Origin of the sequence: Bradyrhizobium sp. CB82 (genome assembly GCF_029714405.1) — a bacterium.
In the GTDB taxonomy this organism is placed as follows: domain Bacteria; phylum Pseudomonadota; class Alphaproteobacteria; order Rhizobiales; family Xanthobacteraceae; genus Bradyrhizobium.
In genome coordinates, this window is record NZ_CP121650.1 from 5,534,321 (window position 1) to 5,550,220 (window position 15,900).

The 15,900-nt window shown below is 63.7% G+C and carries 4 protein-coding genes; 1 reads left to right on the forward strand and 3 read right to left on the reverse strand.

Annotated elements, in window-relative coordinates:
* Entirely contained in the window at window positions 1-1,365 is a 1,365-nt protein-coding gene (locus QA640_RS27030) for a sugar kinase (RefSeq protein ID WP_283035938.1), read from the forward strand.
* Window positions 1,366-1,412: 47 nt separating this feature from the next.
* On the opposite strand, the gene QA640_RS27035 is transcribed toward QA640_RS27030, so the two are convergent.
* From QA640_RS27035 to QA640_RS27045, 3 genes are all read right to left on the reverse strand, one after another.
* Window positions 1,413-2,702: an HlyD family type I secretion periplasmic adaptor subunit gene (locus QA640_RS27035; RefSeq protein ID WP_283035939.1), complete on the reverse strand. Its 1,290-nt coding sequence runs from the start codon at window positions 2,700-2,702 to the stop codon at window positions 1,413-1,415.
* A gap of 91 nt (window positions 2,703-2,793) precedes the next feature.
* Window positions 2,794-4,506, reverse strand: a complete 1,713-nt coding sequence (locus QA640_RS27040) for a type I secretion system permease/ATPase (RefSeq protein WP_283035940.1) — start codon at window positions 4,504-4,506, stop codon at window positions 2,794-2,796.
* 59 nt (window positions 4,507-4,565) lie between these two features.
* On the reverse strand, window positions 4,566-15,728 hold the full coding sequence (locus tag QA640_RS27045; RefSeq protein WP_349253641.1) for a VCBS domain-containing protein: 11,163 nt from the start codon (window positions 15,726-15,728) through the stop codon (window positions 4,566-4,568).
* Window positions 15,729-15,900: the final 172 nt, after the last annotated feature.

The following is a 15,900-nucleotide window of genomic DNA, read 5'->3' on the forward strand; positions in this document are numbered from 1 at the left end:
ATGAGCCAGACGGTCGCAGTCCTTGACATCGGCAAGACCAACGTAAAGCTTGCCTTGTTCGACGACGGCCGACTTCTCTGGGAAAAGTCGGCACCCAACCACGTTCTGCCGAGCCCGCCCTATCCGCACGAAGATGTTGAGAGCGCGTGGAACTTCTTCCTCGATGCGCTTCGTGAGGCCGCACGCACGCATCGGATCAGTGCGATCGTTCCAACCGCACATGGCGCTGCCGGCGCTTTGATCAGCGAGAGCGAACTCGCCGCGCCGGTCATGGACTACGAATTCACCGGCGTAGAAGTGATCGAGCCCGACTATGCCAGGCTACGGCCGCCTTTCTCGGAGAGCCTGTCGCCGAAATTACCGGCCGGCCTTAATCTCGGCCGGCAGCTCGCCTATCAGAAGTGGCGTTGTCCGGACCTCTTCGCCAAAGCGAGGTATTTCGTTGGCTATCCGCAATATTGGACCTGGCGCCTGGCTGGCGCCGCTGTCTCTGAAGTCACTACCCTCGGCGCCCATACTGATCTCTGGGCGCCGCGGCAGGGTCAGGTCTCGAGCCTCGTCAAAGCGCTCGGCGTCGACCACCTGCTGCCGCCATTGCGGCGCGCCTTCAATCCGCTTGGTCCGATTAAGGGCGAAATCGCCGCCGTAACTGGACTTGCGCCCGAAACGCAAGTCTTCTGCGGTATCCACGATTCCAATGCTTCGCTTCTGCCCTACCTCGTCTCGCGCCAGGCGCCGTTCACCGTGTTGTCGACCGGCACCTGGGTGATCCTGATGTGCGTGGGCCTTTCGCTCGATCAGCTCGATCCTCGCGACGACACGCTCGCCAACGTCGACGCGCTGGGCCGACCCATCGCCTGCGGACGCTTCATGGGCGGACGCGAATACGCCGCCATCGCGGGTGGCGGCGGCAATCCCGATCTTGACGCGATCGAGCGCGTCATCGCCTCGGGCGCGATTGCCCTACCCTGCTTCTGCGGCCATGGCGGACCTTATGCGACGACCAAAGGCGTGATCCGCGGCGAAGTCGCCGCGTGCGATCGAACCGCGCTTGCAACGCTCTATTGCGCTCTGGTCAGCGATCTGATGCTGACGCGCATGGGAGCAGCCAGCGGCGATCTCATCGTGGAGGGTACCTTCGCCGGCAATCTTCCCTTCTGTCAGACGCTCGGCGCGTTACGACAGACGCAGCGCGTCTTTGCGGCGGAAGACGCCGCAGGCACGGCACGCGGCGCCGCAATGCTTGCGCAATGGCCGCCCCCCTACCCCATCGCGGCGCCGACGCCCATCCCCATAGCCCCGATCGCCGGCCTAGCCGCGTATCGTGACGCTTGGACGGCACAGATCGGCCTGATCGGTCGTTGACCCGATCGCCGCTTGACCTCTCGTGCCCTGATCTTCGCTATCTACTCTCACTTTTGCCGGAACGCCTGGTTGAACGACATCGCGAGCGGCCCGACGATGTATTCAAAAGCTGTTCGCTGCACGGTTGGAACCATCACGGTCGCAGGCATCCCGGGATAGAGCCGGATGTTGGGCATGGCCGCTAGCTCCTCCTGATCGATGCGAACGAATGCCGAGTAGTAGGGGTTGTTGGTCTTGGGATCGGTCAAGCGGTCAGCCGAGACCTGAATGACATCGCCATGAATGATCGGCACGATGCGCTGCTTATAGGCGGTAAGGTGCACCTCGGCGCGAGTGTTCGGATGCACGTCACTGATATCTTCCACGGAAACCTGCGCCTCAATCGTGAGTGAATCCTCATCCGGCACGATGTCCAGGATCTTGTCGCCGCGCTGGATCACGCCTCCCACCGAGAACACGTTGAGTCCCACCACCCGGCCGCTATATGGCGCGCGAATTTCCATACGGCTCAACACGGCCTTGGCGCTCAGCGCCTTCGGGATCACCTCCAACAGTTTGGCCTGGGTATCGCGCAGATCCTTGGTGACGTCGGTCATTCGATCGTTGTCGAGTTGGGCAGTCTGCTGCTCCTGCTCGGCAATCGCCTGCCGGGCCTTGGCGATATTGGCATTCGTATCGGCGATCTGGCCTTCCAGACCGTAAGCGGTGCGCTCAAGCTGCAGAATACGCGGACGTGCGATCAGGCCGCGTTCGACGAGTGGCGCAATGTCCCTTGCCTCATTGCGGACGGATTCGATCTGATCCGTAAACGATTTGACCTGCGCATTCGCTCCAACGATTTGGGAGCCAAGCTGATTGATCTTTTCCCTGATCACACTTCGCTGGCCGTCGAGCGCCTTCCAACGACTTTCGAACTGGCTGACCTGGCCATTCCAGACACTCTTCAGGTACGGGTCCTCGGACCGAGCCCTGAGATCGTTCGGCATCACCAGCTCAGATCCGTGATCGAGCTCAGTCAATAACCGCGCCTCGGTTGCGCGAAGCACGACATATTGCTGGCTAAGCACGTCGTACTCGGCGCGAGCCTGAGTCTCGTCGAGCACGATCAACAAGTCGCCGGCGAGCACCCGCTCGCCTTCCCTGACGTGCAGTTCCTTGACGATGCCCCCATCGAGGTGCTGGACGCTCTTGCGGTTGCCGTCGACCTTGACGACCGCGTTGGCGACCACCGCGCCGTTGAGCGGCGCGGTTACTGCCCAGGTTCCGATCCCGCCGAAAAATAGCGCGATGATCAGCCATCCTGCGGCGGCAACGTGGCGGATGGAGTCGTTCGGCATGCTGCCCCTCGTCACACCGATTGTCCGGTTCGGGACCGAAATTCCACGTCTCGATCGATTTGCATCATCCAGCACCGTCATCTGACTCTTCCTAGCTGGCGGCTCCCTGGACCGCATGGACCGGCACGGGCCGTGTTAGCCGGGCCAGAATCTCGCTGCGCGGTCCGAACATCTCTGCTACGCCTTCGCGTAACACCAATAGCTTGTCGACCACGCCGATGGTGACGGGCCGATGGGAAATGATGATCACCGTTGTTCCACGCTTCTTCAGCTCCATAATGCAGTCGGCAAGCGCAGCATCGCCCTCCGCATCGAGATTGGAGCTCGGCTCATCGAGGACAACGAGGCTCGGATTGCCGTAGACGGCGCGGGCGAGGCCAATGCGCTGTCGATAGCCGCCCGACAGGATCGCACCTCCCTCCCCGACTTGGGTTTCGTAACCTCGGGGAAGCCGCACAATCATCTCGTGCACCCCGGCAACGCGCGCCGCCTGGATGATGTCGTGGTCCTCACCGTCGTTGAAACGACAGATATTGGCAGCGACGGTATCGGCGAACAGCTCGATGTCCTGCGGCAAGTAGCCAAGATACTGACCGAGCGACGATTGGATCCAGGTCGAGACATCGGAGCCATCAAGGCGAACGGCCCCTGCCGATGGCGCCTGCACACCCACGATATGACGCGCCAGCGTGGACTTTCCGGCGCCGGAGGGACCGATGATGCCGAGCACCTCACCCGGCTCGATCCGGAACGTGACGCCACGCAGAACCGGCTTTGGTGAGCCCGGAGGAGCATAGGATAGCGCTTCGACCGAAATGCGACCTTCAGGTCGCGGCAACGTCAGTCCGGCTTCATATTGCAGATTGACGTGCAACAGCTCGCGCACGCGCAGGAAAGCGCCGCGGGCGGCGACCAAACTGCGCCACGATCCAACGATCTGCTCCACCGGCTGCAACGCGCGGCCAAGCAGGATGCTGGCGGCAAACATCGCGCCGGCGGTCGTCAGCCGCTCGATCACCAGATATGCGCCAAGACCGAGGATCAGAGACTGCATCGAAAGCCTCAGGAAACGGATCAGGCTCTGCATCGTGGCCGCTCGATCGCTTGCCGTGACCTGGCGCTCGAGCATCCGGTTGCGGTCACGGCTCCAGCGCCGCAACAAACCAGCGGTCATCCCCATCGCGCGTACCACTTCGGTATTGCGCAGGCTCATCTCCGTGAAGCCGTAGTTGCGGCTGGCTGCGTCATTGGCCTCCGAGAGCGGCGGCTTGACAATCCATTCATTGAGAAAAGCCGTCGCGATCAGAAGGACCGAGCTCGCCAGCGCAAACGCGCCCAGAAATGGGTGCAGACAAAAAATCACCGCAATATAGATCGGCGCCCATGGAACATCGAAGATAGCATGAATGCCGGTGCCGGTGATGAACTGGCGGAAGCTGTCGAAGTCACGCAGCAACTGACTGCGTGCTCCACCGATCTTTGCCGAACGATCGACGATGGCGGTCATGACTCGCGGGGCAATCCTTCGGTCGAGCCGGAGGCTCGTGCGCGTCAGCACGCGCGCGCGCACGGCATCGAGACCCGCAAGCGCGGCAAATGCCAGCAACAGTGCGATCGTGAGCATGAGCAGGGTGATCTCGCTGGAGCTCGAGATGACGCGGTCATAGACCTGCAACATATAGAGCGGACCGGCCAGGTAGAGCAGGTTGATGGCCAGGCTAAAGATGGCGGCGGTGACAAAGTGGCCTTGGGATTCCCGAAGGAGTTTCCCGAACTCGTCTGCTCTTTTACCCACGGTACTCACGCTCGCGACCTCGATGAGACAGAACGAAATCCACCCCCGGCGTACGCCGGTCGGGCCGCTCAGGCGATATGGTGTGGGTCATAGCTGATCACCGTTCCGTTCGTCATGTCGGCCTTCTCGGTAAAGCCGGTCGGATCATATTGCCCAAGCAGGACGATACTCGCCGTCTGCGCTCCGTCCGATACCGTCAATGTGCCACCGGTCCCCGCCTGGTTCTCAGTGAAGTTCACAGTCGTGCCGGCGCTGAAGCCAATCCCCTTGAGGTCGATGTCATCGTTGGCACCGAGACCGCTCACCGTGCCCGTAAAGTGAAAGACATCGTCCAGGATCAAGTGACCGGATGCGCCCACGTCGAAGGTGGTGTTCGCCGTCGAGTCCGCACTGAACTCGATCGTGCCAGCTCCGCTGATCAGGGCCGTGCCGCTGCCGGTCACCGCGCCCTCAGCCATTACCGCGCCGCCATTGGCCCAGATGAGCCCATTGTTCGCGACGCCGCTCCCGAGGACGAGCCCGCCGGCGCCGGTCGCCTCCAGCGTACCGGCATTGGCAATCACATTCGAGCCGGTGTCGAGCACCAAGGCATGGACGCCGGTGGCGATGATGCTGCCCTCGTTGCTCAGCGTCAGGTCGCCCTGCCCCAACTGACCGGCACCGGAGATCACGTTGTCGACATTGTCGAGCGTCACATTCGGTGCCGTGCCGGCGATGATGTTGTGGTCATCGTCCGACATGATCACCTGGCCGCCGCCGTTGAGCGTGATGCCGGTCTGGATCAGCTGCAGTAGCGTGTCGTCGCCGGAGGCCTGTAGGTCGATCTCGCCGGTGTTGTGGATGATGCCCGACAGCGGCAGCATCGCGCCGTCGCCGATGGTCATTGGACCCGGGTTTTCCGTGGTGGGCGTCACGTCGAACTCGAAGTTCGCCGCGCTCAGGTCCGCCGCATGCACGCCGTCGAGCGTGATGGTTTGGCCGTCGGTCAGCGTGATCACCGCGTTGCCGTTGGCGTCGTCAGCGGTGTGGGCTTGGACGTCCGCGAAGCTCTGCCAGCCGTAGCTGATCAGGTCGATCACGTCGGACGACACCTCAAAGCTGTGTACGATGTCATTGCCGATCGGCTGCGAGAACACGAACAGATCATGTCCGCTCGAGGCCGTCAGCGTGTCATCACCTGAAAGGGCGAAAATCGGATTATCACTCCGGTAAACTTCAACATTACTTTCAAGCGCTAATGCTCCGGTACTTCCATCCGCATTAGTCCAAGTCTCGTTGACATTAAAAACTTGCGCGCCAGCAAAATCTCTAGGCGCGACGACCGAGAGCGTTGCGATGTCGCCATTCTTGACAAGCCAACTACCGTTTCCGAGATCAGTACCTTCATTGATTGTCCAGCCAGCGGGGAGATTCGAAATGGTTAGGTCGATAGTCGCGCTATGATCGTCCGACGGATAAGGCAGACCGAGGTTGATCGGCTCCCCAGCGATGCCCGAGGGTCCAGATCCAATTTTTATTTGGACCGAATCAACGTCTTGTTGCGCCCCTCCTGACCCCGAGTTTCCGTTATCATTTGTGGTGATAGTCAGGGTCACGGTAGTATCAGACCCGTTTGGATGGTTATACGTCAATCCATTCAAGGCGGCGTTGATATCCGCGATTGTCCCCGTGAAAGTCATAGTTGCGTCTGAAGTTCCATCTCCGGTCGAGAATGTTAGATTGGTTGTTTGGTGCAATGTTAGCGACCCGAATACCGGAGATAAGGATAGAGTCACCGTTTCTTTATGCGTGCCGTTTCCGCCGTTAACATCGGCATCGCTGATGGAGATGGCGTTGCCGTTTGCAGTCGAGAAGACGACACTGCTGTTGTTTTTGCCGATCGATTGAAGCCCAGGGACGGTATTAACGGGAGCGTCGTTCACGGCCGTGATATTGATGGTCGAGGAGGCGCTGCCCGTTAGTGATCCACCCGTCCCGGTGTTGCCGTTGTCGTTGATCGTCAGCGACAGCGTGGTCGACCCGCTCGGGGTGTCCGTATTGTCCGTATAGCTCAGCGTGCTGGTGCTGGCCGTGCCGCTGCCCAGGAACGAATTGATCTGCGCCAGCGTGCCGGAGATCGTCAGCGACGAGCTGCCGCTGCCCAAGACCGTGGCGCCGCTGTTGCCGGCGGTCGCCGTCAACGTACCCTCGCCGACCGACAACGTCAGGGTTTCGCTGCCGCTGCCGCCGTCGACATCGCTGACCAAAAGGCTGGCACTCTTCAGCGAGACCGCTACCTGCTCGGTCGCACTGTAGCTCGCCGGCGCAGCCGCCGTCGGCGCGTCGTTCACCGCCGTGATATTGATGGTCGAGGAGGCGCTGCCCGTCTTCGCCCCGCCCGTCCCGGTGTTGCCGTTGTCGTTGATCGACAGCGACAGCGTGGTCGACGCACTCGGGGTGTCCGTATTGTCCGTATAGCTCAGCGTGCTGGTGCTGGCCGTGCCGCTGCCCAGGAACGAGTTGATCTGCGCCAGCGTGCCGGAGATCGTCAGCGACGAGCTGCCGCTGCCCAAGACCGTGGCGCCGCTGTTGCCGGCGGTCGCCGTCAACGTACCCTCGCCGACCGACAACGTCAGGGTTTCGCTGCCGCTGCCGCCGTCGACATCGCTGACCAAAAGGCTGGCACTCTTCAGCGAGACCGCTACCTGCTCGGTCGCACTGTAGCTCGCCGGCGCAGCCGCCGTCGGCGCGTCGTTCACCGCCGTGATATTGATGGTCGAGGAGGCGCTGCCCGTCTTCGCCCCGCCCGTCCCGGTGTTGCCGTTGTCGTTGATCGACAGCGACAGCGTGGTCGACCCGCTCGGGGTGTCCGTATTGTCCGTATAGCTCAGCGTGCTGGTGCTGGCCGTGCCGCTGCCCAGGAACGAGTTGATCTGCGCCAGCGTGCCGGAGATCGTCAGCGACGAGCTGCCGCTGCCCAAGACCGTGGCGCCGCTGTTGCCGGCGGTCGCCGTCAACGTACCCTCGCCGACCGACAACGTCAGGGTTTCGCTGCCGCTGCCGCCGTCGACATCGCTGACCAAAAGGCTGGCACTCTTCAGCGAGACCGCTACCTGCTCGGTCGCACTGTAGCTCGCCGGCGCAGCCGCCGTCGGCGCGTCGTTCACCGCCGTGATATTGATGGTCGAGGAGGCGCTGCCCGTCTTCGCCCCGCCCGTCCCGGTGTTGCCGTTGTCGTTGATCGACAGCGACAGCGTGGTCGACCCGCTCGGGGTGTCCGTATTGTCCGTATAGCTCAGCGTGCTGGTGCTGGCCGTGCCGCTGCCCAGGAACGAGTTGATCTGCGCCAGCGTGCCGGAGATCGTCAGCGACGAGCTGCCGCTGCCCAAGACCGTGGCGCCGCTGTTGCCGGCGGTCGCCGTCAACGTACCCTCGCCGACCGACAACGTCAGGGTTTCGCTGCCGCTGCCGCCGTCGACATCGCTGACCAAAAGGCTGGCACTCTTCAGCGAGACCGCTACCTGCTCGGTCGCACTGTAGCTCGCCGGCGCAGCCGCCGTCGGCGCGTCGTTGACCGCCGTGATGTTGATGGTCGAGGAGGCGCTGCCCGTCTTCGCCCCGCCCGTCCCGGTGTTGCCGTTGTCGTTGATCGACAGCGACAGCGTGGTCGACCCGCTCGGGGTGTCCGTATTGTCCGTATAGCTCAGCGTGCTGGTGCTGGCCGTGCCGCTGCCCAGGAACGAGTTGATCTGCGCCAGCGTGCCGGAGATCGTCAGCGACGAGCTGCCGCTGCCCAAGACCGTGGCGCCGCTGTTGCCGGCGGTCGCCGTCAACGTACCCTCGCCGACCGACAACGTCAGGGTTTCGCTGCCGCTGCCGCCGTCGACATCGCTGACCAAAAGGCTGGCACTCTTCAGCGAGACCGCTACCTGCTCGGTCGCACTGTAGCTCGCCGGCGCAGCCGCCGTCGGCGCGTCGTTGACCGGGGTAACGGTTACAGTCGATGTCACAATGTTGCTGGCGTGGTTTGCCGACTGGCCGTCGTCAACCTGGTAGCTGATGGTACGGGTCGCCCCCGACGGGTTATCGCTCGAGTTGAAGTACGTCACCGAGTCCAGCGCCGCCTGATATTGGGCCACGGTCGCAGTACCGCTCAGTGTCAGCACACCGGTAACCTCGTTGTAGCTGCCGGTGATGCCGTTCTGATTAGTGAAGCCAAGTACGTCCTCGCCCGAGGCGAAGTTACCCGTAATCGAGACGGTTGCGCCGGTCAGGTTTGCGCTATCAACATCCGACAGCGTCAGCGCGATATCGATCGGCGTTGCCGCCTGGTTTTCTGTGTAGGACAGCGAGCCGCCATTGGCATTGACCACGGCGGCGTCGTTGGTGCCGGTGATGGTGATGGTGACGAGCTGCGCGGTGCCGTCGGCGGTCTTGACCGTGAACGTGTCGGTCAGCTGCTGGCCGTCGTTGAGCGCCTGGACGGCGCTGTTGGAATTGTCGAGCGCGTAGCTCCAGTGGCCGGAGGCATCGACCGTGTAGGTGCCGTAGTTGTGGTCGCCCGCCGTCGGCGCGGCAACCGCCTGGAAGCTGTTGGCGGCGTTGTCGACGTCGGTGTCGGTCAGCGTGCCGGTCGCGGTCGGCGTCCCGGCGGTGCCATTGTTGACGCCGCCGGCTTCGATGACGGCGCCGGTGATGTCGCCGGAAACCACGGCGGCGTCGTTGGTGCCGGTGATGGTGATGGTGACGAGCTGCGCGGTGCCGTCGGCGGTCTTGACCGTGAACGTGTCGGTCAGCTGCTGGCCGTCGTTGAGCGCCTGGACGGCGCTGTTGGAATTGTCGAGCGCGTAGCTCCAGTGGCCGGAGGCATCGACCGTGTAGGTGCCGTAGTTGTGGTCGCCCGCCGTCGGCGCGGCAACCGCCTGGAAGCTGTTGGCGGCGTTGTCGACGTCGGTGTCGGTCAGCGTGCCGGTCGCGGTCGGCGTCCCGGCGGTGCCATTGTTGACGCCGCCGGCTTCGATGACGGCGCCGGTGATGTCGCCGGAAACCACGGCGGCGTCGTTGGTGCCGGTGATGGTGATGGTGACGAGCTGCGCGGTGCCGTCGGCGGTCTTGACCGTGAACGTGTCGGTCAGCTGCTGGCCGTCGTTGAGCGCCTGGACGGCGCTGTTGGAATTGTCGAGCGCGTAGCTCCAGTGGCCGGAGGCATCGACCGTGTAGGTGCCGTAGTTGTGGTCGCCCGCCGTCGGCGCGGCAACCGCCTGGAAGCTGTTGGCGGCGTTGTCGACGTCGGTGTCGGTCAGCGTGCCGGTCGCGGTCGGCGTCCCGGCGGTGCCATTGTTGACGCCGCCGGCTTCGATGACGGCGCCGGTGATGTCGCCGGAAACCACGGCGGCGTCGTTGGTGCCGGTGATGGTGATGGTGACGAGCTGCGCGGTGCCGTCGGCGGTCTTGACCGTGAACGTGTCGGTCAGCTGCTGGCCGTCGTTGAGCGCCTGGACGGCGCTGTTGGAATTGTCGAGCGCGTAGCTCCAGTGGCCGGAGGCATCGACCGTGTAGGTGCCGTGGTTGTGGTCGCCCGCCGTCGGCGCGGCAACCGCCTGGAAGCTGTTGGCGGCGTTGTCGACGTCGGTGTCGGTCAGCGTGCCGGTCGCGGTCGGCGTCCCGGCGGTGCCATTGTTGACGCCGCCGGCTTCGATGACGGCGCCGGTGATGTCGCCGGAAACCACGGCGGCGTCGTTGGTGCCGGTGATGGTGATGGTGACGAGCTGCGCGGTGCCGTCGGCGGTCTTGACCGTGAACGTGTCGGTCAGCTGCTGGCCGTCGTTGAGCGCCTGGACGGCGCTGTTGGAATTGTCGAGCGCGTAGCTCCAGTGGCCGGAGGCATCGACCGTGTAGGTGCCGTGGTTGTGGTCGCCCGCCGTCGGCGCGGCAACCGCCTGGAAGCTGTTGGCGGCGTTGTCGACGTCGGTGTCGGTCAGCGTGCCGGTCGCGGTCGGCGTCCCGGCGGTGCCATTGTTGACGCCGCCGGCTTCGACCACGGCGCCGGTGATGTCGCCGGAAACCACGGCGGCGTCGTTGGTGCCGGTGATGGTGATGGTGACGAGCTGCGCGGTGCCGTCGGCGGTCTTGACCGTGAACGTGTCGGTCAGCTGCTGGCCGTCGTTGAGCGCCTGGACGGCGCTGTTGGAATTGTCGAGCGCGTAGCTCCAGTGGCCGGAGGCATCGACCGTGTAGGTGCCGTGGTTGTGGTCGCCCGCCGTCGGCGCGGCAACCGCCTGGAAGCTGTTGGCGGCGTTGTCGACGTCGGTGTCGGTCAGCGTGCCGGTCGCGGTCGGCGTCCCGGCGGTGCCATTGTTGACGCCGCCGGCTTCGACCACGGCGCCGGTGATGTCGCCGGAAACCACGGCGGCGTCGTTGGTGCCGGTGATGGTGATGGTGACGAGCTGCGCGGTGCCGTCGGCGGTCTTGACCGTGAACGTGTCGGTCAGCTGCTGGCCGTCGTTGAGCGCCTGGACGGCGCTGTTGGAATTGTCGAGCGCGTAGCTCCAGTGGCCGGAGGCATCGACCGTGTAGGTGCCGTAGTTGTGGTCGCCCGCCGTCGGCGCGGCAACCGCCTGGAAGCTGTTGGCGGCGTTGTCGACGTCGGTGTCGGTCAGCGTGCCGGTCGCGGTCGGCGTCCCGGCGGTGCCATTGTTGACGCCGCCGGCTTCGATGACGGCGCCGGTGATGTCGCCGGAAACCACGGCGGCGTCGTTGGTGCCGGTGATGGTGATGGTGACGAGCTGCGCGGTGCCGTCGGCGGTCTTGACCGTGAACGTGTCGGTCAGCTGCTGGCCGTCGTTGAGCGCCTGGACGGCGCTGTTGGAATTGTCGAGCGCGTAGCTCCAGTGGCCGGAGGCATCGACCGTGTAGGTGCCGTAGTTGTGGTCGCCCGCCGTCGGCGCGGCAACCGCCTGGAAGCTGTTGGCGGCGTTGTCGACGTCGGTGTCGGTCAGCGTGCCGGTCGCGGTCGGCGTCCCGGCGGTGCCATTGTTGACGCCGCCGGCTTCGATGACGGCGCCGGTGATGTCGCCGGAAACCACGGCGGCGTCGTTGGTGCCGGTGATGGTGATGGTGACGAGCTGCGCGGTGCCGTCGGCGGTCTTGACCGTGAACGTGTCGGTCAGCTGCTGGCCGTCGTTGAGCGCCTGGACGGCGCTGTTGGAATTGTCGAGCGCGTAGCTCCAGTGGCCGGAGGCATCGACCGTGTAGGTGCCGTAGTTGTGGTCGCCCGCCGTCGGCGCGGCAACCGCCTGGAAGCTGTTGGCGGCGTTGTCGACGTCGGTGTCGGTCAGCGTGCCGGTCGCGGTCGGCGTCCCGGCGGTGCCATTGTTGACGCCGCCGGCTTCGATGACGGCGCCGGTGATGTCGCCGGAAACCACGGCGGCGTCGTTGGTGCCGGTGATGGTGATGGTGACGAGCTGCGCGGTGCCGTCGGCGGTCTTGACCGTGAACGTGTCGGTCAGCTGCTGGCCGTCGTTGAGCGCCTGGACGGCGCTGTTGGAATTGTCGAGCGCGTAGCTCCAGTGGCCGGAGGCATCGACCGTGTAGGTGCCGTAGTTGTGGTCGCCCGCCGTCGGCGCGGCAACCGCCTGGAAGCTGTTGGCGGCGTTGTCGACGTCGGTGTCGGTCAGCGTGCCGGTCGCGGTCGGCGTCCCGGCGGTGCCATTGTTGACGCCGCCGGCTTCGATGACGGCGCCGGTGATGTCGCCGGAAACCACGGCGGCGTCGTTGGTGCCGGTGATGGTGATGGTGACGAGCTGCGCGGTGCCGTCGGCGGTCTTGACCGTGAACGTGTCGGTCAGCTGCTGGCCGTCGTTGAGCGCCTGGACGGCGCTGTTGGAATTGTCGAGCGCGTAGCTCCAGTGGCCGGAGGCATCGACCGTGTAGGTGCCGTGGTTGTGGTCGCCCGCCGTCGGCGCGGCAACCGCCTGGAAGCTGTTGGCGGCGTTGTCGACGTCGGTGTCGGTCAGCGTGCCGGTCGCGGTCGGCGTCCCGGCGGTGCCATTGTTGACGCCGCCGGCTTCGATGACGGCGCCGGTGATGTCGCCGGAAACCACGGCGGCGTCGTTGGTGCCGGTGATGGTGATGGTGACGAGCTGCGCGGTGCCGTCGGCGGTCTTGACCGTGAACGTGTCGGTCAGCTGCTGGCCGTCGTTGAGCGCCTGGACGGCGCTGTTGGAATTGTCGAGCGCGTAGCTCCAGTGGCCGGAGGCATCGACCGTGTAGGTGCCGTGGTTGTGGTCGCCCGCCGTCGGCGCGGCAACCGCCTGGAAGCTGTTGGCGGCGTTGTCGACGTCGGTGTCGGTCAGCGTGCCGGTCGCGGTCGGCGTCCCGGCGGTGCCATTGTTGACGCCGCCGGCTTCGATGACGGCGCCGGTGATGTCGCCGGAAACCACGGCGGCGTCGTTGGTGCCGGTGATGGTGATGGTGACGAGCTGCGCGGTGCCGTCGGCGGTCTTGACCGTGAACGTGTCGGTCAGCTGCTGGCCGTCGTTGAGCGCCTGGACGGCGCTGTTGGAATTGTCGAGCGCGTAGCTCCAGTGGCCGGAGGCATCGACCGTGTAGGTGCCGTGGTTGTGGTCGCCCGCCGTCGGCGCGGCAACCGCCTGGAAGCTGTTGGCGGCGTTGTCGACGTCGGTGTCGGTCAGCGTGCCGGTCGCGGTCGGCGTCCCGGCGGTGCCATTGTTGACGCCGCCGGCTTCGACCACGGCGCCGGTCGTCGTGCCGCTGATAATGGCCGCGTCGTTGGTCCCGGTGATGGTCCAGCTCACCGAGGCCGTCGTCTTGATAATGCCGTCGGACACATTGTAGGTGACGCTCACCGTAATGGTCTGGCCCTGCGCCAACGACTGATACGCCGCATTCGACGGATCCAGCGTGAAGCTATGAGTTGCCGCGTTATAGCTGACGCCCGCAGGCAGCGAAGCCGGAACGTCGGTCACAACCAGAGTCGTGTTGGCGTCTGCATCGGAGGCGTTGGCGAGCGCATTCAAGGTGCTGGTCACGCCGTCCTCGGTTGCCATCCCGGTCACCGGACCACTCACCACGGGGGGTTGATCGGGCACGCCAAACGTCAGCGTTGTCGAGGTGACGAACCCGTTCTGGTCGAGCGTCGTTAGCGTGAAAGTGTCGGTGAGAGCGGTGTGGGACGTCACCGTGTAGGTGTAGGTTCCGTCGGCATTGACCGTCAGGGTTCCGTCGGTGCCGTTCACGGTATAGGAGGTCGGCAGGGTGGCGGTACCGTCGAGGTATTTTGCGACGGTGATCGATGGGTCCAGCGTCGTTGCGCTCGATCCGACGGTGCCGGAGGCGACGCCGACGATTTTGAACGTGTCGGTGAAGTTGGTCGAACTCGTGCCGATCGTGTTGCTGAACAGATTGAGGCTGTTGAGCGACCCGCTGTTTGAGTTCGCGTTGGCCGCCAGATTGATCGCTTTGGAATTGACGATCTGAATCTGCAACGTCTCAAAGCCGTTGACGGATAGCGCACCTCCGCTCGCATCGGTAGCGAAATTGAACGAATAGGTCGCATTGCTCCCCTTGTTCGCGGCAAGCCAATTAGCATAGGCGGTAAGCTTGGTATTGATCAGCGAGTATTCGTCGGCGGTTACGGCGATACGAAGCGTATCGGTGCCGCCCCCGGCAACGTAATTGTCAACGTCATTGGCGATGCTATGCAGCGTTGCGGTCGTGCCGCTGCTTACGACCGTGTAATGGTCCGACAGCGCATAAATAAAGAGATCGTTGCCGTTGCCGGCGGTGACCGTGTCGCTACCGGCGCCCGCCATGATGACGTCGCCGCCATTGCCGACTTTGATCGTGTCGTTTCCGGCTCCGCCATAGATAATATTGGTCCCGTTCCCGCTTGTGATCGTATCTGCCCCGCTGCCACCGACGATGACGTTGGTCCCGTTGCCATCGCTGATGCTGTTGGTGCCGCTGGTGCCGGCCGCATAGATCAGGTTGCCGCCATTGCCATCGCTGATAGTCGCGTTGCTGCCGCTGGCGATGATCGCATTGGAGCCGTTGCCATCGCTGATGGTATTGTTATTGCCCGTGACCGTGATGGTATTGGTGCCGTTGCCATCACTAACCGTGTTGTTGCTTCCGGCTACGGTGACGGTGTTGGTCCCATTGCCGTCAGAGATGGTGTTGTTATTGCCCGTCACGGCAACGGAATTAGTTCCGTTGCCATCGCTGATCTTGTCATTGCTTCCGGTGACGTTCAGCGTGTTGGTGCTGTTATTTCCGGAAATGGTGGTGTTGCTCGTGTCAAGCACGCCCGCATAGGTGCGTCGCCCGACGGCCGTGATAGGCGGCCGGCCGGAACCTATTATTCCGATCGGGGCGAGCTCCCAGCTTCCCCCGTGCGCGGCGGCGCCGATGCGCCGCTCTGACGCCGCTACCTTGGCTCCAGTAGCGTCTGCGATCGCGCTGACGAACGCTGCGCCGCGCTCGCCTCGCGCCACTGCGCAGCTCCATATGAGAAGTTCTCCGCCCTGTCCGATTGCTCCGCCTAGAACAGCCAGCTCACCGGCGTCTCGATCAATCGTGTCAAGCGAAAGCCGTCCCGCCGAGAAAGCTACCTCACCCGGTTGTCCGTGAGCAATGATGTGGACTGCTTGCAGTCCTTTCCTGCCTCTAACCGCGCGTGCCATCTGGCGGACGGCCGGTTCATCGCTAGAGAGCAGGAGCGGTTCAACGTCTGACCGGATACCATCAAGCAGGGTCCCGAGGTCATCGACGCCCTGGTCTATGAAGACGATCTCGCGCTTGTTGGTGGCGATCATGGATGAACTCTCCACTGAAATTGAACGACCGGAACGAGCTCGCACTCTGATAACCTTCGACAAATGCCAGCTTGTTTGGATCGAATGGCGGTCAAACCTGACCAGCATCCCAGCGAATGGATCGTGCTTGGCGATCGGCAAGGAGCCATCGTCGTCGCGCGCTCGCTCGCAAGCCAGCTGATCGATTTCAACCGGCGCGTCATCTGTGAACTTGCTGGATGGCTCGATCGAAGGCTCGCATCGAAACGAAGGAGGCGAATTCGAAATTTCCTGGCGTTCAACTTCGGACCAAGCAATTGGCAATCCGCCCTTTCGGGCAAAATTAACGCTCCTCAATTCACACCCCCCGAGCCCTGCCGGGGCTGGGCCCATTGCACACGCGCCAAACAAAGGGACGGCATCAGAACAAGATCGCATTACGCCCGAGGGATCATTCGATCCAGCACAACCTAGGGCTACCCCTTTTGGGATGATGGACCTCTGTCTCCGTCCGGTTGCCCTCTCAGCGCGATTGTAGGCTCGCGACTTCGCGAGCACGGCAAGGGAGCGACGCGGTGAACCGCGTCGTCACTCCATACCGACAGCGGTT